The organism is Flavobacterium johnsoniae UW101, assembly GCF_000016645.1.
GTDB lineage: Bacteria > Bacteroidota > Bacteroidia > Flavobacteriales > Flavobacteriaceae > Flavobacterium > Flavobacterium johnsoniae.
This window is the reverse complement of sequence record NC_009441.1, coordinates 2,943,383-2,962,114: the sequence shown is the minus strand read 5'-3', so window position 1 is coordinate 2,962,114 and position 18,732 is coordinate 2,943,383. Positions and strand designations below refer to the sequence as shown.

The 18,732-nt window shown below is 33.5% G+C and carries 17 protein-coding genes; 8 read left to right on the top strand and 9 right to left on the bottom strand.

The annotated features are described in order from the left end of the window. Nucleotides 1–5: 5 nt before the first annotated feature. The 7 genes from FJOH_RS12840 to ychF all read right to left on the bottom strand — a co-directional run bounded on the left by FJOH_RS12840 (nucleotide 6) and on the right by ychF (nucleotide 8,161). Complete coding sequence (locus tag FJOH_RS12840; protein ID WP_012024539.1) at nucleotides 6–1,874, bottom strand: DNA topoisomerase IV subunit B; 1,869 nt, start codon at nucleotides 1,872–1,874, stop codon at nucleotides 6–8. A 163-nt stretch (nucleotides 1,875–2,037) separates the two neighbouring features. Beyond that, nucleotides 2,038–3,213, bottom strand: a complete 1,176-nt coding sequence (gene pncB, locus FJOH_RS12835) for a nicotinate phosphoribosyltransferase (RefSeq protein WP_012024538.1) — start codon at nucleotides 3,211–3,213, stop codon at nucleotides 2,038–2,040. A 78-nt stretch (nucleotides 3,214–3,291) separates the two neighbouring features. Beyond that, entirely contained in the window at nucleotides 3,292–4,272 is a 981-nt protein-coding gene (locus FJOH_RS12830) for a transglutaminase domain-containing protein (RefSeq protein ID WP_012024537.1), read from the bottom strand. Next, entirely contained in the window at nucleotides 4,273–4,797 is a 525-nt protein-coding gene (locus FJOH_RS12825) for an NADPH-dependent FMN reductase (protein ID WP_012024536.1), read from the bottom strand. It abuts the gene before it with no gap. A 66-nt stretch (nucleotides 4,798–4,863) separates the two neighbouring features. Beyond that, on the bottom strand, nucleotides 4,864–5,781 hold the full coding sequence (locus FJOH_RS12820) for a YihY/virulence factor BrkB family protein (RefSeq protein ID WP_012024535.1): 918 nt from the start codon (nucleotides 5,779–5,781) through the stop codon (nucleotides 4,864–4,866). A gap of 270 nt (nucleotides 5,782–6,051) precedes the next feature. Beyond that, the gene (locus FJOH_RS12815; protein ID WP_012024534.1) at nucleotides 6,052–6,729 is read right to left on the bottom strand and encodes a TIGR02117 family protein; all 678 of its coding nucleotides are present in this window, start codon (nucleotides 6,727–6,729) and stop codon (nucleotides 6,052–6,054) included. A gap of 337 nt (nucleotides 6,730–7,066) precedes the next feature. Then, nucleotides 7,067–8,161, bottom strand: coding sequence for a redox-regulated ATPase YchF (ychF, locus tag FJOH_RS12810; protein WP_012024533.1), 1,095 nt, complete (start codon nucleotides 8,159–8,161; stop codon nucleotides 7,067–7,069). A gap of 294 nt (nucleotides 8,162–8,455) precedes the next feature. On the opposite strand from ychF, the gene FJOH_RS12805 reads away from it, so the two are divergent. After that, the gene (locus FJOH_RS12805; protein ID WP_012024532.1) at nucleotides 8,456–11,119 is read left to right on the top strand and encodes a TonB-dependent receptor; all 2,664 of its coding nucleotides are present in this window, start codon (nucleotides 8,456–8,458) and stop codon (nucleotides 11,117–11,119) included. A 142-nt stretch (nucleotides 11,120–11,261) separates the two neighbouring features. On the opposite strand, the gene FJOH_RS12800 is transcribed toward FJOH_RS12805, so the two are convergent. Together FJOH_RS12800 and FJOH_RS12795 are read right to left on the bottom strand one after the other, a co-directional pair. Next, nucleotides 11,262–12,422 (bottom strand): hypothetical protein, encoded by a 1,161-nt coding sequence (locus tag FJOH_RS12800; RefSeq protein ID WP_012024531.1) that lies wholly within the window; start codon nucleotides 12,420–12,422, stop codon nucleotides 11,262–11,264. Nucleotides 12,423–12,591: 169 nt separating this feature from the next. Further along, nucleotides 12,592–12,942: a 4Fe-4S dicluster domain-containing protein gene (locus FJOH_RS12795; RefSeq protein WP_012024530.1), complete on the bottom strand. Its 351-nt coding sequence runs from the start codon at nucleotides 12,940–12,942 to the stop codon at nucleotides 12,592–12,594. Nucleotides 12,943–13,091: 149 nt separating this feature from the next. On the opposite strand from FJOH_RS12795, the gene FJOH_RS12790 reads away from it, so the two are divergent. The 7 genes from FJOH_RS12790 to FJOH_RS12760 all read left to right on the top strand — a co-directional run bounded on the left by FJOH_RS12790 (nucleotide 13,092) and on the right by FJOH_RS12760 (nucleotide 18,674). Next, nucleotides 13,092–14,156: an acyl-CoA reductase gene (locus FJOH_RS12790; RefSeq protein WP_012024529.1), complete on the top strand. Its 1,065-nt coding sequence runs from the start codon at nucleotides 13,092–13,094 to the stop codon at nucleotides 14,154–14,156. A gap of 105 nt (nucleotides 14,157–14,261) precedes the next feature. After that, nucleotides 14,262–15,332: a 3-phosphoserine/phosphohydroxythreonine transaminase gene (gene serC, locus FJOH_RS12785; RefSeq protein ID WP_012024528.1), complete on the top strand. Its 1,071-nt coding sequence runs from the start codon at nucleotides 14,262–14,264 to the stop codon at nucleotides 15,330–15,332. A 245-nt stretch (nucleotides 15,333–15,577) separates the two neighbouring features. Then, nucleotides 15,578–16,528: a D-2-hydroxyacid dehydrogenase gene (locus FJOH_RS12780; protein ID WP_012024527.1), complete on the top strand. Its 951-nt coding sequence runs from the start codon at nucleotides 15,578–15,580 to the stop codon at nucleotides 16,526–16,528. 99 nt (nucleotides 16,529–16,627) lie between these two features. Then, nucleotides 16,628–16,954, top strand: a complete 327-nt coding sequence (locus FJOH_RS12775; protein ID WP_012024526.1) for a hypothetical protein — start codon at nucleotides 16,628–16,630, stop codon at nucleotides 16,952–16,954. A gap of 181 nt (nucleotides 16,955–17,135) precedes the next feature. After that, nucleotides 17,136–17,699, top strand: coding sequence for a DUF937 domain-containing protein (locus FJOH_RS12770; RefSeq protein ID WP_012024525.1), 564 nt, complete (start codon nucleotides 17,136–17,138; stop codon nucleotides 17,697–17,699). A 191-nt stretch (nucleotides 17,700–17,890) separates the two neighbouring features. Continuing rightward, the gene (locus tag FJOH_RS12765; protein ID WP_012024524.1) at nucleotides 17,891–18,325 is read left to right on the top strand and encodes a DUF6146 family protein; all 435 of its coding nucleotides are present in this window, start codon (nucleotides 17,891–17,893) and stop codon (nucleotides 18,323–18,325) included. A 31-nt stretch (nucleotides 18,326–18,356) separates the two neighbouring features. Continuing rightward, entirely contained in the window at nucleotides 18,357–18,674 is a 318-nt protein-coding gene (locus tag FJOH_RS12760; RefSeq protein WP_012024523.1) for a DUF6787 family protein, read from the top strand. Nucleotides 18,675–18,732: the final 58 nt, after the last annotated feature.

Genomic DNA, 18,732 nt, shown 5'->3' with positions numbered 1-18,732 from the left:
TTCAATTAAGCTTCTTCTAATTCATCAATCTCAACCTTCAGGTTCTTAATAATAAACTCTTGTCTATCTGGCGTATTTTTACCCATGTAGAACGATAACAACTGCTCGATAGAAGTATTTTTATCCATCATAACCGGATCAAGACGGATAGTGTCTCCAATAAAGTTCTTGAACTCGTCTGGCGAAATCTCTCCTAAACCTTTAAATCGGGTGATTTCCGGTTTTGGTTTTAGTTTCTCGATAGCGTCTTTTCTTTCTTCATCAGAATAACAGTAAATTGTTTCTTTTTTGTTTCGAACCCTGAAAAGCGGTGTTTGTAAAATATACAAATGCCCTTCTTTTATTAACTCAGGGAAAAACTGTAAAAAGAATGTAATTAAAAGCAAGCGAATGTGCATTCCGTCGACATCGGCATCGGTTGCGATTACGATATTGTTGTAACGTAATTTTTCTAATCCGTCTTCGATATCAAGTGCTGCCTGCAATAAATTGAATTCTTCGTTTTCATACACGATTTTCTTCGTCATTCCGTATGAATTCAAAGGTTTACCACGCAAACTGAAAACTGCTTGTGTATTCACGTCACGCGACTTTGTAATCGATCCGGAAGCCGAATCTCCCTCGGTAATAAAAAGCGTGCTTTCTAAGTTTCTTGGGTTTTTGGTATCAGGAAGATGCGCGCGGCAATCTCTTAATTTTTTATTATGAAGATTCGCTTTTTTAGCACGATCTGTTGCCAGTTTTCTAATTCCTGATAATTCTTTGCGCTCACGTTCTGCCTGCAGAATTTTACGCAATAAAGCATCTGCAGTTGTTGGATTTTTATGCAGGTAATTATCCAGTTTCGTTTTGATAAAATCGTTTACGAAAGTACGAACAGAAACTGCTGGTGTTCCGTCATCAGAACCCATATCTGTAGAACCTAATTTTGTTTTGGTCTGAGACTCAAAAACCGGTTCCATTACTTTAATACTAATCGCACTTACAATCGATTTACGAACATCTGATGCTTCGAAATTCTTATTGTAAAACTCACGAATCGTTTTTACAACGGCTTCTCGATAGGCCGCTAAGTGCGTTCCACCCTGCGTTGTGTTCTGACCGTTCACAAAAGAGTGATATTCTTCGCTGTACTGCGTTTTACTGTGTGTAAGCGCAACCTCGATATCATGCTCTTTTAAGTGGATAATTGGGTATTCTAAATCTTCTTCGCTGATTGTTTCTTCTAATAAATCACGAAGTCCATTTTCTGAATAATATTTTTCTCCATTAAAAATAATTGTCAAACCATTGTTTAAGTAACAATAGTTTTTAACCATTTTGATAACGTATTCTAAACGGAATTTATAGTTTTTGAAAATCGTTTCGTCTGGCGTAAAAGTTACTTTTGTTCCTTTACGTTTTGTAGTATCGATTACATCTTCTTCTGAAACTAAATTCCCGCCGGAAAACTCCGCCGCTTTTTGTTTATCATCACGAACCGATTCTACACGGAAATAGGTAGAAAGCGCATTTACCGCTTTTGTTCCGACACCATTCAAACCAACTGATTTCTGGAAAGCTTTAGAATCGTACTTTCCTCCTGTGTTCATTTTCGAAACTACATCGACCACTTTCCCCAACGGAATTCCACGCCCGTAATCACGAACCGAAACCGTTTTATCTTTTATCGTTACCTCAATAGTTTTTCCAGAGCCCATTACGAACTCATCGATACAGTTATCTAAAACCTCTTTTAATAGAATATAAATACCATCATCTGGAGAAGAACCGTCTCCAAGTTTTCCGATATACATTCCCGGACGCATACGGATATGTTCTTTCCAATCAAGTGAACGAATATTATCTTCGGTATATTGATTTTGCTCTAGCATATATGAATTTAGGATTTTTTGCTAATGTACCATTTCTTAGCAAAAAATGAAAGCGTATTTTCTTTTTGTTATGAATAATAACAGTTTAAAATCTATTTAAATTGATTTTAAAATAAAATGGGCGGTAAAATTATAAAAAACTGCTTTTTTGTCAAAAAAAATACTATTTGATTCCCAGTACTTCTTTTGCCAAAGCAATCATTTCGGGCGTTCCTGTGTTTTTATTTTTCTCGTCAGAAAGTTTAACTACACCTTGCCAATGTATATTATCAGGTTTTGTATCCGTTAATTTTATAACCATATTCATAGCTGGAAGTCCAACATCGTTGGTGAAATTTGTCCCGATTCCAAATGACATTTTTATTTTGTCCTGACAGAAATCAACAATCTTTTTTACTTTATCGTAATTGAGTGAATCTGAAAAAACAATAACTTTTGATTTTGGATCAATTCCCATTTTGGTATAATGAGAAATTACTTTTTGGGCAAACTCAATTGGATCACCGCTGTCATGTCGAACGCCGTCAAAAAGTTTGGAATATTTTTTATCGAATTGGTTGAAAAATATTTCTGTAGTATAAGTATCTGTTAAAGCAATTCCGAGATCACCTCCGTAGACTTTTGTCCAGTTTTCGAGACTTATAAAATTCGCTACCTGAAAACCATATTGAGCAGCATGAAACATAAACCATTCATGAGCGTGAGTTCCCAAAGGCCTTCTATTGTTAACCATTGCAAAGTGTACGTTGCTGGTTCCAATAAAACTGTTTCCTCCGTAGGTTCTTAAAGTTTCATTTACTAAATCATGAACATCGTAAGAATGACGTCTTCTTGTTCCAAATTCTAAAATCGAAACTCCTAATTTATTATAATTATCAATTTTCTCTTTTGTCAGCTCTTTTATGGCTTCATCATTTAAACGAATTAAATGATTTGATTTATAAAAAAGTTCCGAAATCAAAGCCATTAAAGGAACTTCCCATAAAATAGTTCTGTACCAATAACCTTCTACGGTTACTGAAATTTCTGAACCTTCCTGACTAATTTGAACTTCAGATGGATCAAAACTATATCCTTGCAGAAAATCTAAATAGGTTGGGTCGAGATAAGGACAATAATGAGCTAAATAACTTTTTTCTTCTTTTGTTAAACGAAGTTCAGACAATGCATCAACTGAACGTCGAAGTAAATCTGCAAATCCTTCAGGAAAGATATGTTTACCACGATTTATAAATCCGTAACGAACTTTTGCTTTTGGAAAAAGTTTAATTACAGCATGCTGCATCGTAAATTTATAGAAATCATTATCTAAGATCGATTTCAGAAAAGTCGCTTCCATAGTGTTCAAATTCGAATCATTCTTGCTAAGATACGGCAATTTCAGAAAAGATTAAAATTTGTATAATCCTTAAATAAATTATTTTGAAACTACTTTAAAAGAAACAACACTGTTCGTATCTGCAAAAACAGTGATATAATCTCCAATATTGTTATCTATAGTAATTTGAAATTCTAACCCTCCTCTTTTTTCTTTCGGGTTTTGAACTTTAACCGGCTGATTCTTTTTATTTAAATAAAAAACCTGATTGGATTTTGAGAGATTTTTGATTTCTACCGTAATCTTATCTCCATTTCTGGCTTCAATTATACCAGAGTCCGGTGATTTAATTTTATAATCTTTTTCGATTGTGGTATTGTAAATCAATGGACCGTTTAGAAAATCGTCTTTACTTAATCTTTCTCCTAAATAAGTTCCGGAATCCGGAAAATGTTTGGCAAAAAAGTAATCCGGATCTGTGTCAAAGTAAACGGGATTAAAATCGTTTACCATTCTGCCTTTGCTGCTGTCATAATAGCCTTGTCCCCAGGTCACATCAATCAAGCGCCATTTTTTATCAATCAAAACCATATTCCAGGCATGATTGAATGAAGTAGTTTTTCTTCCGATATCTCTAACTGAAATTTTAGAATCGCCGCGGATTATTTCGCATTTAATTCCCATTAGAGAAGCCAAATGCTGATACAAAGCCGTAAAACCTTCACAAACTGCTTTCTTTGATTTGAAAGCTTTCTGAATGAGGTTATCATTTAATTGTTTGATTTTACGCTGTTTTTCTGCTTCTGTAGAATAACTAAATCCCTGCACTCTCGTCGGATTCAAATACGCATTATAATCGTATCTTATATTAAAGGCAATCCAGCCGTAAATAGCGCGTGCACGCTCAGCATCTGAATCAAAATCTTTTTCGATTCTTTCTGCTAACTTTTCGGTGCTGTCAAAACTTTTAGGATATTTTGCAACTATTTTATCGACTTCGCTAATCTTTTGAGAAAACGTAAAATTGATAAAAATGCTATTTAATAAAAGGAAAATAAGGGCAAATTTTTTTTGTGGCATTTAAAAATTTGATTTAATAATGTTTTTCAGTTCATTATCTAACTCAACGTTAGAAATTTTATTTTCCTGTAAATCAAAATTCGAGCCAAATACTGGTAATGAGAAACTTCCTTTAATTTCTGCCCCATAACGAGGAAAAAGAGTTTGGGCAATTCCCAAGACAGATGCTCCTCCTCTGCCGCCTGGAGAAGTTGCTAATAATAACATTGGTTTATGCTGAAAAACATCTTTTTCAATTCTTGAACTCCAATCGAAAACATTCTTGAAAGCAACAGAATAATTTCCGTTATTTTCTGCCATTGAAACAACCAGAATATCAGCTTTTTTAAGTTTATTCAGGAATGCCTGCGCCACTTCATGCTGACCTATTTCTTTTTCAAGATCTACGCTGAATACAGGCATTGCAAAATCATTAAGATCTAAAACCTCAACTTCTGCATTTTCAAATAAACTTGACGCGTAAGCCGCTAAACGTTTGTTGATTGACTGCTTACTGTTACTTCCTCCAAAGGCAATTATTTTCATATGTGGTATTTGTTTTTTGCCACAGATTAAGAGGATTAAAATGTTTTTTTAATCTGCTGCGGTTCTTTAATTATTTTCTATTTCAAAAATTTCTTTTTGAATTTCAACTGAATATTCATTTGGGTAAATTTTACCGCCGTAAGACTTTGCATATACTTTAGTAAATTCTGCTCCAAAATACAGAATAATTGCCGAATAATAAACCCAAACCAAAATAATTATTACAGATCCCGCCGCTCCATAAACAGAAGCTACAGTTGAACTTCCTAAATAAAAACCTATCGCAAACTTCCCGATCATAAATAGTACCGCAGTAACTCCTGATCCTATAAAAGCATCTTTCCATCTTATTTTTCCGTCTGGTAAAGTCCTAAAAATTATAGTAAAAAGAAGTGTTATACTTGCCAGTACAATCACTACATTAACAACATAAAACAAATAAACGGTACTTTCCGGAAAGTAGATTTTTAATCGCGAACTCACTAAATCTAATGTTGTATTTACGAGTAAACTCACCAGCATTAAAAAGCCTACAGATGCTATCATTGAAAAGGACATTAATCGATTCTGAATGAATTTCTTAATGCCTTTATCTGGTTTGGCGCGTAATCCCCAAATAAAATTAATAGAACTTTGTATTTCTGCAAAAACCCCAGATGCTCCAATTAACAGCATCACGATTCCAAACACAGTTGCAAACATATTATCTCCAGACAATTGCACATTTTTTATAGCTTCCTGAATTTGAATTGCGGCACTATTTCCTACCATTCCGTTTATTTGACCATACAGCTGGCCGGTTACTGCATCTTCTCCAAAAAAGAAACCACAAATAGTAATGATAATAATTAACAGCGGAGGCAGTGCAAATATCGTATAATACGATAATGCCGCGCTGAGCTTAATAGCGTTGTCATCATTAAATTCTAAAAAAGTATTCTTTAATAGAAACCATATTTTTTTTAAGATATTTTTGATTTTCATCTGCTGATTAATTTGATATTCTCTCAAATTTACGCAATAATAAAAAATCTTGAATTCTCGTTTTTTAATGGAATTTTATATTTTTTCCATCTGCCAATATTTAATTCCCAGCGGAATAACTGTAGTGAAAAACATGTTTTAGTTACCAACATTTATAATTCCATAATTTGAATTAACAATATACATTATGAAATAATCTCGTAGAGATTCAACATTGGTAACTAAAAAACTAACATCTGAAGAATGTCCCATGAGGACAGTATTTATACATTATTTATAATGATAGAAAATCCCTTTATCATAAACGGTCCATAAGCTGGCTTTTTGGTTCGCCGCTTTTAGCGCGTTATTTGCCCAAGTATTGCAGGTATAAAAAAGACTATAACTTCCTTTGGCTTCATAAAAAGCATCTTTTTTTCCGTAGCTGTGTCCCTGAATCCATTCGGGATGAACTGGATCACTAAAACTATTTGAAATATAGTTCACTAACTTTTGATAATCATCTTTTGAAACTAAAATACGTTTACAATCATCGCCTTCTCTCAACTGCTTAAAAAATGTAGCATGTACAGCCGATGAACTGATTCCAAACGCAGCTTTAAATGCTGTGCTTGCTTTTAAATCTGCCCATTCTGGAGTTTCAAGATAAAATCCTTTATCTCCCCAGCCAAAAGCGATATAATTCATTAAAGAATCTTTTGATTGTGTTTGATTAAATTGAATTTCACTTCGCCAGTCTTTAATCTCATTTTTTATTGGAACAACAATATCAGTATGGACTCCGTTTGAAAGAATGTAAATTGGAACGGCATCTTGTTCTTCGACTTTCGCAATATCTGAATTGACCGTAATTTTAGAAATAATTAAAACAGATGTAACATACAAAGCAAGAAAACTGAAAATTCCGAAAAGCGTCCAGCCTAGAATTTTAAATGATTTTTTCAGCATTTTAATTTGGTTGATTTTAGATTAGTAATTGGTTAATTTTTTACTAACCAATTTTTGAGCCAAAAATTTTTAAGCAGTTAATTTGTTTGCAAAATGGGACGCGGATTCTACTGATTCGCTTTCGCGAAAGCGCGGATTTAAACGGATTTTTTGTCATTGCGAGGAACGAAACAATCACACTACGAAAAGCGACAAAGAGAATCGACAATCTTTGCGGGCTTCGACTTCGCTCAGCCTGACAATAAAAACCTAAATAATAAAAACAAAAAAAACTGCTGAATTCCTCCAGCAGTTTTAGTCTATTCTCTTTGTTCTTTCTTCTTCTCTCTAAAAAAGATTAAACATTAAAACGGAAATGCATTACATCACCATCTTTCACGATATATTCTTTTCCTTCAACTCTGAATTTTCCAGCTTCTTTTGCTTTTGCCTCAGAACCATACTGAACATAATCATCGTATGAAATTACCTCTGCACGGATGAAACCTTTTTCAAAATCTGTATGGATAACTCCAGCTGCTTGCGGTGCTGTAGCTCCAATATTGATTGTCCAGGCACGAACTTCTTTTACACCAGCAGTAAAGTAAGTCTGCTGTTTCAATAATTTATAAGCTGCACGAATTAGAACAGATGCTCCCGGCTCTTCTAATCCCATATCTTCAAGGAAAACCTGACGCTCTTCATAGCTTTCTAATTCTGTAATATCAGCTTCTGCTCCTACTGAAAGTACAATCACTTCAGCTTCTTCATCTTTTACTAATTCACGAACCTGATCAACATATTTGTTTCCGTTTACAGCAGAGCTTTCGTCAACGTTACAAACGTATAAAACTGGTTTTGCTGTAATTAATTGGAAAGCTTCCATAAGAACTTCTTCATCATTGTTTTGAGGAACAATTGTTCTTGCAGATTTTGCCTGTAAAAGAGCTTCTCTAATTCTGTTTAATAATGCTTCTTCTGCCTGAGCTTCTTTATTTCCGGTTTTTGCAGCACGTTTTACTTTTTCTAAACGTTTTTCGACTGTTTCTAAATCTTTTAACTGCAATTCGATATCAATTGTTTCTTTGTCACGAATTGGGTTTACGTTTCCGTCAACGTGTACAATATTGTCATTATCAAAACAACGTAAAACGTGAATGATAGCATTACACTCTCTAATGTTTCCTAAAAACTGGTTTCCAAGACCTTCTCCTTTACTTGCTCCTTTTACCAAACCTGCAATATCTACGATATCTACAGTTGCCATTTGAACGCGTTCTGGTTTTACCAATTCCTCTAACTTGTTGATTCTTGGATCTGGAACGTTTACAACACCAATATTAGGTTCGATAGTACAAAATGGAAAGTTCGCACTCTGCGCTTTTGCATTAGATAAACAATTAAATAATGTTGATTTTCCAACATTTGGCAATCCTACAATTCCTGCTTTCATTTCTTGTTTCTGTTTATTTTATTCGACACTGAACTATCAGGTCTGGTCATTAACAATTGTATTGTAATGATTTATGATTTACGTTTTTATTTTTCGTTTCTGCCAAAATGATATTTTTTGGCTTTAAAATTTTGCAAATATAAGATTTAATACCTCTTAACCGAAGTAAAAATGTGCATTAATATAATTTTAAGGCTATTCTTAAAAATTTTTAAACTTTTTATAAAGTTTTTGTAAAATAATAGTAATTTTATAAAAATTTCCAACAAAAAACAAACCAAAAAACCAATAACCATGAAAAAGATTGCATTATTTTTATTGATGCTGAATTCAGCATTTCTTTTTGCGCAGAAAGAAGTATCGGGTGTCGTTAGAGACAAAGCAGGTTCACCGCTTCCTGGAGTTAATATTGTTGAAAAAGGAACTTCAAATGGTGTCTCAACCGATTTTGAAGGAGGATTTAAAATTAAAGTAAAAGAAGGAGCAGTATTAATTTTCAGTTATGTTGGTTTTGCTTCAATCGAAAAAGCAGCTTCAGATAAAATGAATATCACTTTAGATGAAAGCGGCGGACAGGTTTTGAGTGACGTTGTAGTAGTAGGTTCCAGAAATACCAAAAGAACCGTTGTAAACTCTGCCGTACCTATTGATGTTATTAACGTAAAAGAGGTTACAACACAAAGCGGAAAAATCGAAATCAATCAATTACTGCAGTATGTAGCACCTTCATTTAATGCCAATAAACAATCGGGTTCTGATGGTGCCGACCACGTTGATCCTGCTTCATTAAGAGGAATGGGACCTGACCAGACTTTAGTTTTAATTAATGGAAAAAGAAGACACCAATCATCTTTAATTAATTTATTTGGAACTCGCGGACGTGGAAATACTGGTACCGACTTAAATGCAATTCCGGCAGCTTCTATTAAAAGAATCGAAATTCTGCGTGACGGCGCAGCAGCTCAATACGGTTCTGATGCAATTGCAGGTGTTATCAATATCGTTACCAATGATAATGTAAACGAACTTACAGGTTCTGTTACGTATGGAGTTTTTAACACAAATGCAAAAGGCGATTTCCTGCCTGGAACTCCAAACACAAAAGGATATAGATTAGATCAGCATGGAAACGGAAATTCATACGGAAAAGATCAGGATTTTGACGGAGGTTCTGTAAGAGTTGCCGCCAATTATGGTGTTGCATTAGGAACAAAAGGCGGTTATGCCAATTTTACGGGAGAATTTTTAAACAAAAATAAAACCCTGAGACCAGCCTACGATTTTAGAAAAGGTTTTGGCGATGCCGAAATGCAGGGCGTTAATCTCTTTGTTAATCTTGCTGTTCCAATTGCTGACAAAACTGAATTTTATGCTTTTGGAGGAAGCAATTTTAGAGATACTGATGCGTATGCTTTTACCAGAAATGATGGCGAAAGAGTCGTAGAATCAGTTTATCCGGGAGGTTACACACCAAGAATTACTTCAAAAATTAATGACAACTCGGTTGCTGCAGGAATTAGAACAGAATCTGGCGGAGGATGGAAATTTGATTTAAGCAACACTTTTGGAAAAAATAAATTTCAATACGATATTAAAGGAACTATAAATGCTTCTCTTGAGGAAAAATCTCCACATGAATTTGACGCTGGAGGTCACAGTTTACTTCAAAACACAACTAATTTTGACATTTCTAAAAACTATGACAGCGTTCTTAGCGGTTTCAACATCGCATTTGGAACCGAATTTAGAGTTGAACAGTTTAAGATTTTTGCCGGCGAAGAAGGCTCTTATGCTACTTATGACACAAACGGACAGCCAATAACCGATCCAACGACTCAAAGTCCGCCAACAGTTCCTAATCCTGATTACGATCCTTCAGATCCTACTTCGTCACCAACAATTCCAAGACCAGGCGGTTCGCAAGGTTTTCCAGGATACAGTCCTGCCAATGAGGTTAATAAAAACCGTACAAACTTCTCTTTGTATGCAGATGGAGAATTGGATATTACAGAGGCTTTAATGGTAAGTGGAGCAGTTCGTTTTGAAAATTACAGCGATTTTGGAAGCACCGTAAACGGAAAATTAGCATCAAGATTAAAAATAAACAAACATATTAATTTAAGAGGATCTGTAAGTACTGGTTTCCGTGCGCCTTCATTAGCGCAGATTTATTACAATTTACGTTTCACCAACTTTAACGCAAGCGGTGCGACCGAAGTTTTACTGGCTCCAAATGACAGTGAAGTTACAAGAGCTTTTGGGATCAGCAAGTTAAACGAAGAAAAAGCAGTTAATGCTTCTTTAGGTTTTACAGCTTCTTTTGGAGATTTTACTGCAACTGTCGACGGTTACTATATTAAGGTAAAAGACCGTATTGTACTTACTGGATATTTTGATGCTGAGTCTTTAAACTTAGGCGTTTCAGAAGCACAGTTTTTTGCTAACGGAGTTGACACAAGCACACATGGTTTAGATTTGGTTTTATCCTGGAAAAAAGCATTTGATTTTGGTCAATTGAACGCCACTTTGGTAGGAAATATAAATGACATGAAAATTGACAAAGTAAAAAATGGTCCTCTGGACGAAGCTACTTTCTTTGGTAAAAGAGAAAAAGCCTTTTTACTAGCCTCTGCACCTGATAACAAATTTGCTTTAAATTTAAATTATGCCAAAAATAAATTCGATGCAGGATTAGCTTTTACCCGTTTCAGCAAAGTAGTTTTAGTTGATTATGCCGATGAAGATGATGTTTACAATCCAAGATTGGTTACAGATTTGACTTTGGGTTATCAATTAAGCAAAAGTTTAAAACTAAGCATTGGAAGCAACAACTTATTTAATGTATACCCAACGAAACAAGATGAACAAGGAAATACTGAAGCCGGAGGTTATTGGGACGCTGTACAAATGGGCTTCAGCGGTGCATATTACTATGCCAGACTTGGATTTAATTTCTAAGTTTCTCACAAAGCTTATGAATTGCTCAGCCTGACAATACAATTTACATACACCCTAAAACAAAAAATCCTGAACTATTGTTCAGGATTTTTTTATATCCAAAAGACATTTCACAGTTTACATTTTACAAAAAAGTCTACAATTACAACTTAAATTCTAACGAGTTTATAATTGCTTTTTCTTCGTCAGTTGCTGTAAAACCAGAAATATCCCAATAATTTGTCAAGATTTTGTTCTTTTTATTAAACAGTGATTTCTCTTTAAAAACATCGCTTTCACTATAAGTAAAATTCTGTCTGTTAAAATTCGTGGTTACAAAACTATTTCTCACCTGAATTTTCTTTACCTCTTCTTTTAACATAAGATTATAGGCAATTTCTTCATTTGAATTCAGCAGATAATAATCTTGTCCGTCAAATCTATAATCTACTTTAACAGAAGACTTTGTAATATTTTTTGAGTTTACCGTTGTTTTCTCTTCAATTTTATCAAGATTTTGAGGCGTAATATCTATTGTAAAACCCATAATAAGCTTTTTTACAGGATCGTACACAATCTCAAAATTATCTACAGCTTCCTTCGCTTTGTCAAGAGGTGTAACATACATTACATAATAATCTTTATTTTTAGCATGCCCTCTAATAACAAAATCATATCCTTTTTTTGTTTTTGAATCCAGTAACGGATCAAAATATTTAAAATCAGAATAATTTTTCATGATATTATTCAAATCATACCCTCTCAAGTCTGCACTTATATCAGTTTCCAACAATCCATATGACCTGTTTTGTTCAACAAGCAAAGTGGTTGCATTATTATTTTTATCGAACTGAAAATTAACTAATCCGTCATTATAATACGAATACTGATTATTGAGCATAAAAAACTCCCTTACATATACTTTTTGTCTATGCGAAATGCTGATTTTTTTGGTAGAATTTGAAACTAATTTCTGCAGTATTTTTTCCGGATCTTCTCTAGACAAAACCACTTCGTCCAGTTTATTGTTTTTACTCTTTAAATAAATAACAAATTTTTGATCTCCATTTAATGATGTCCAGCGTACAGTCGCATCCTCATAATCTGTTTGAGAGACCTGAACATTAGAACCGCCCGTAAGCATAAAAGTTACCTTACCTTCTTCATTGCTTAATAAAATCTGTTTGGTTTTCATTATTACAACAGCAGCATTTTCGATAGGCAGTAACGTTTCTATATCTCGCACAAAAATAGAATACTCTTCATTTTGTGAGAAAACACCAACACTAAACAAAACAAAAAATAAAAGTATACTTCTCCTCATAAGCTTGTTAAATTTTCAACTAAAGTATTGTTTTTTTAACATTAAAGCAACACCCTAAAAAATAAAACATTCGTTATCAAGAAACTAACTTTTACAAATACCTGATATCAGGGTAAAAAAAATCCTGAGTAAAACTCAGGATTTCTATATCATTAAATCAAAAGATTTATTATTCACCGTGCAGAAACGCTTGTCTGTTTAACAAAGTTTCGTCATCTTCTACGTGGTTATCATCTGGCACACAACAATCAACAGGACATACAGCTGCACATTGAGGTTCATCATGAAAACCTTTACATTCTGTACATTTTCCTGGAACGATATAATAAATTTCATCAGAAATTGGAGTTTGTGCATCATCTGCATCAACTTCAGTTCCGTCAGGTAAAATTACAGTTCCAGAAAGACTTGTTCCGTCTTTATATCTCCAGTCATCCGCTCCTTCATATATTGCTGTATTTGGGCATTCTGGTTCGCAGGCCCCGCAGTTTATGCATTCGTCAGTTATAATTATTGCCATCGTTTATTATTCTTAGAGTTAAAAGTCTTAAAGTTCTAAAGTCAAAATAAAGACAAGCATAGCTTTTGACTTTATGACTTTTGACTTTCGACTTAATTATGCTTATTTTTGTGCAAAATTACAATCAAAACAATTCATAAACAAACATTATGACATTAGAAACAAAAAAAAGTGTTTTTGTTGAATTAGGAAAATTTTTAAGTCAGTTTTCTGAAGGTGCTTCTGCAAGAAAGTCTGACGTTTTATACAATGATATCTTTTTTGATGATTTCGAAAAACTTATACATTTATCACAGTCCCATAACGGCTGGTACACACCGGAGCAGGTTTATTTTGCCATAAAATCATGGGCAGACGCTCTAACAGACGAAAACATTGCCAAATGGATTTCTAAATATGATTTTAGCGCCAATCAAAAAGAAAAGACTGTTGCTTTGATTTTGGCGGGAAATATTCCGTTAGTTGGTTTTCATGATTTTTTATCTGTTTTAATTACCGGAAACAAAGCATTAATAAAAACTTCTTCAAATGATCAGCATTTACTGCCGTTTTTAGCTAAGTATTTAATCGCTGTTGATGACAGTTTAAAAGATAAAATCACTTTCGTGGAAGGTAAACTGGAAAATTTCGACACAGTAATCGCTACCGGAAGCAACAATACCGCTCGTTATTTTGAATATTATTTTAAAGATAAACCTTCGATTATTCGAAAAAACAGAAATTCGGCAGCTGTTTTAAACGGAAAAGAAACCAAAGAAGATTTAGAAGCTTTGGGTGAAGATATTTTTAGATATTTTGGTTTAGGATGCCGAAATGTTTCTAAACTTTTTGTTCCTAAAGACTATTCTTTTGAAAATTTCTTTCAGGCTGTTTTTAAATATCAGGACGTTATACATTATGAAAAATACGCTAATAATTACGATTATAACAAAGCGGTTTTCTTAATGAGTAATTTCAAGCTGACAGATAATGGTTTCCTTACCTTAAAAGAAGATTCAAGTTACGCCTCGCCTATTTCGAGCGTTTTCTTTGAATACTACGAAAATCTTGAAGATTTAAAATCCCGCCTTAAAGCCGAGGAAGAACAAATTCAATGCATCGTAAGCAATAATTTAATCGAAAATAGTGTTTCGTTTGGGCAGACCCAAAATCCTCAATTGTGGGATTATGCAGATAACGTTGATACTATAACGTTTTTGTTAACAACAAAGTAAAAAAATGTTTAATTATTTCGAATTATTTATCGCTTTTTCAGCTCCTATTACCGAAATTTGCATCTTTAAATTTTTCGACAAATTTTTCGACTATTAACAACAACCATGAAAAAACACAACTACAGCGCAGGACCTAGTATTTTACCTCAGGAAGTTTTTGAAAAAGCATCAAAAGCAGTTTTAAATTTTAATGATTCAGGATTATCTATTCTTGAAATTTCGCACCGAAGCAAAGATTTTGTGGCTGTTATGGATGAAGCTCGTTCGCTGGCTTTAGAATTATTAGGACTTCAGGGAAAAGGATATCAGGCTTTGTTTTTACAAGGTGGTGCAAGTACTGCATTCTTGATGGCTCCTTATAACTTAATGAAAGAAAACGGAAAAGCAGCTTATTTAGATTCAGGAACGTGGGCAACTGCGGCTATTAAAGAAGCTAAACTTTTTGGAGAAACTGTTATCGTAGGCTCTTCAAAAGATGACAATTATACTTATATTCCAAAAGGTTACGAAATACCAGCCGATGCTGATTATTTTCACTGTACAAGCAACAATACTATTTTTGGAACTCAAATACAGGAATTCCCATCGACTAACATTCCAGTAGTGTGCGATATGAGTTCTGATATTTTCTCTCGTGAATTGGATTTTTCTAAATTCGATTTAATCTATGCCGGAGCTCAAAAAAATATGGGACCTGCAGGAACAACTCTTGTTGTAGTTAAAGAAGAAATCTTAGGCAAAAACGGAAGAACAATTCCTAGTATGTTAGATTATGCTAAGCATATCAAAGCAGAAAGTATGTACAATACTCCTTCTGTATTTGCTGTATATGTTTCATTACTGACATTACAATGGATTAAAGCTAAAGGCGGAATTGCAGCTGTTGAAAAATTAAACAATGCAAAAGCAGATTTACTTTATGCTGAAATTGACAGAAACCCATTATTTAAAGGTGCTGCTAATGTAGAAGATCGTTCTAAAATGAACGTTACTTTCTTATTAAACAACCCTGAGCATACTGAAACTTTTGACGCTTTATGGAAAGCTGCAGGAATTTCTGGATTGCCGGGACACCGTTCTGTTGGTGGTTACAGAGCTTCTATTTACAACGCTATGCCTATCGAAAGTGTTCAGGTTTTAGTTGATGTAATGAAAGCATTGGAATCTAAAGTTTAGTTTTCAGTTTTCAGTCTCAGTTTTCAGCAAACTGAGACTGAAAACTGAGACTGAGTACTAACCTAGCCCCGATAGAAGTAGAAATCCTTTTTTGTTTTTTCTTTAAAAACAAAAAAGATTGTAAGGAATAGCGGGATTAGCTCCTAAATCAAAAAAAAATATAATACTTGGTTCATCGATTAAACAATTAAACGAATAAACAGTTAAACTTTTATACGATTAACCAAATAAACAATAAACACACAATGAAAGTATTAGCAAATGACGGAATTTCTAAAAGTGGAATTCTAGCCTTAGAAAAAGGCGGATTTGAAGTTATAACTACAAAAGTAGCTCAGGAACAAGTAGCTAACTTTATTAATGAAAATAATGTAGACGTAATTTTAGTGCGCAGTGCGACTAAAGTTCGTAAAGATATTATCGACGCTTGTCCTGGTATCAAAATCATCGGACGTGGTGGTGTTGGTATGGATAACATCGATGTTGATTATGCTAAAAGCAAAGGAATTCATGTAATTAATACTCCAGCTTCATCTTCAGAATCTGTTGCTGAATTGGTATTTGGACACTTATTTTCTGGTGTTCGTTTCTTACATGATTCAAACAGAAATATGCCTCTTGAAGGAGATTCTAACTTTGACGGTTTGAAAAAAGCGTATGCAAACGGAGTTGAATTAAGAGGAAAAACTCTTGGTATTGTTGGTATTGGACGTATCGGACAAGCTACTGCAAAAATGGCGCTTGGTCTTGGTATGAAAGTTATCGCTGCAGACAGCTTTATTCCTCAGGTAGACATAAAAGTTGAATTTTTCGACGGACAGTCTATCACGACTACAATCGTTTCTCAATCATTAGAATCTTTATTTAAAGAAGCTGATTTCATTACATTACACGTTCCTGCACAAGATGGTTACATCATTGGAGAAAAAGAACTTGCAATCATGAAAGATGGTATTGGAATTGTAAACTGTGCTCGCGGCGGTGTTATTGATGAAGTAGCTTTAGTAAAAGCTTTAGATTCAGGAAAAGTAGCTTTCGCTGGTTTAGACGTTTTTGAAAGTGAGCCAAAACCAGAAATGGCAATCTTAATGCATTCTAAAATCTCTTTAACTCCTCACATTGGAGCTGCGACAGGAGAAGCACAAGACAGAATTGGTACTGAATTAGCTTCACAAATTATTACTTTGTTGAGTTAAATATCAAAAAAAAACAAATAAATCTATTAAAGGGATTTACTGCTTATTTGCAGTAAATCCCTTTCTTTTTAATTAGTTTTGACGCACAATCTTGTAATTATGAAAATTGATACAAAAAAATCTGTTTATAAATGGATTATCCTTTTGATAGTATTAACAGGTACAATTATTTTATACTGCACAACTATCTTAGCAAATACATTTTCGCTTATTATCGAAAAAGAATATTTTATACCAAAGCAGTCTTCAATTTTTACTTTTAAAGAAACTGTAAAAAATGATGGTTCAAGTGATGTATGGAGATATGGAGAAGATTGCACTAATTATTATTACAACCTAAGCACATTTAATAATGATGTACTGGTTTTTCCTAAAAAGAAAACTAATAATTGCCCTGGATTTAATCCTGAAAACATAAACACTTAGTGCGGAGTAAAAATACCGAAAACTATATTTACTATTGATTCCTATTTAAAGTCAAATAAGTAAACAAAAAAACATAACTACTTATAAATAAATCATTTGAAAAACATTTATTAACATCGTTTACTAAATCCCTTTCTTTTTTTGACTAAATTTGATTTCTAATCCCTAATTTATCGAAATCATGTTTGAACAATTAACCCAATTAGTACAGCAATATGGAGGCGATGCTGTTACAAACAATGCCGCTGTCCCAAATGAACATAACGAAGCCGTAATAAATGAAACCAGCAGTTCTATTTTTGAAGGCTTAAAAAAAATTGCTTCAGAAGGCGGAGGTGAACAACTTGCCGGATTATTTAATGGAAATTCCCCTATAGACAATTCAAATCCTGTTGTACAGCAGATCACACAACAATTATCCGGAAATTTAGGAGAAAAATTTGGTTTAAGCAGTACTGCTTCATCAGGTGTTGCTTCAAGTTTAATTCCACAGATTTTAGGCTCGCTGGTTAACAAAGCAAAAGATCCAAACGACAGCAGTTTTCAAATTTCAGATATAATTAATTCTATTTCTGGAAACAGTACACAAGCGTCTGGAATTATGGATACAATTTCAAAATATGGGGTTCAATTTGGACTTGACCAAAACAACGACGGAAAACTAGACGTTGCCGATGTTCTTGTAGTAACCAAAAGTAAAGGCGGTATTGCAGGATTTATTGGTAAATTATTTGGAAGCAAGTAGAACCGCTAAGGTTTTGAGATTTTAAGATACTGAGTTTTCAGTATCATTTATAAATAATTAAAAAGCTGTTTGTAAACCAAACAGCTTTTTTAATTATATAAATCTCTAACACTGCTAAACCTCTTTATAAACTGTTAAATAACACTTCTCTTTCCTCAATAAATCGTAACTTTAAATCTTCAAGAATAGTCATGAAAAAATATATTTCCATATTAATCCTTCTGCTTATTATAATTGCGTGTTCGACAACCTCGCAGACTATTGCCAATAATGATAGTACTTCTGCAAAAAAAATAAACGATACGGTTAGAATTGCAAATGATTCTCTTGAATATGAAGTAATAATTATCGATAACGGCTTTAGCACCTGGCTTGCATCAAGAGCATATCCTAGAAATTATTATTCATTGCAGTACCTTGAAAATAAAAACTATTTGTACGTAACAGAATGGAACAATCGTGTCTTACAGCCGCAGCGTTATAATCCAAATTTATACGAAATGTCAATAAACTACAGACCAGACATTCATTACGGATATGAAGTAAATTATCTAATTTATAATTATATGATTTATTTTCAAAATACTTACAAACAAAAGCTTTGGGGTAACGTTCCTTCAAGATAATATACTATATTTGTAATCATTACAAATAACAATGAATAGATTAAAAAAACGCTGGGGAATTACCTCAAATTTACAAGCCATTATTATACTTACCGTTTTTGCTATCACTGGATCAGCTTCTGCCTGGCTGTCTAAACCATTCTGCGTTTGGCTGGGTATTACTAAAGAAGATTTTGCAGGCTGGTTTACCTTAATTCGTTTAATAATTATTTTCCCTATTTATCAGGTTTTACTGGTTGCAATTGGAACCGTTTTTGGGCAGTTTAAATTCTTCTGGAACTTTGAAAAGAAAATGCTCAAAAATATGGGATTAGGATTTTTATTTAAAAATGATATCTCTAAAAATTAAAATCATTTTTCATTTCTAATTTCCTGTTTTTTCATTTCCATTTCTATTTCATTTTTCA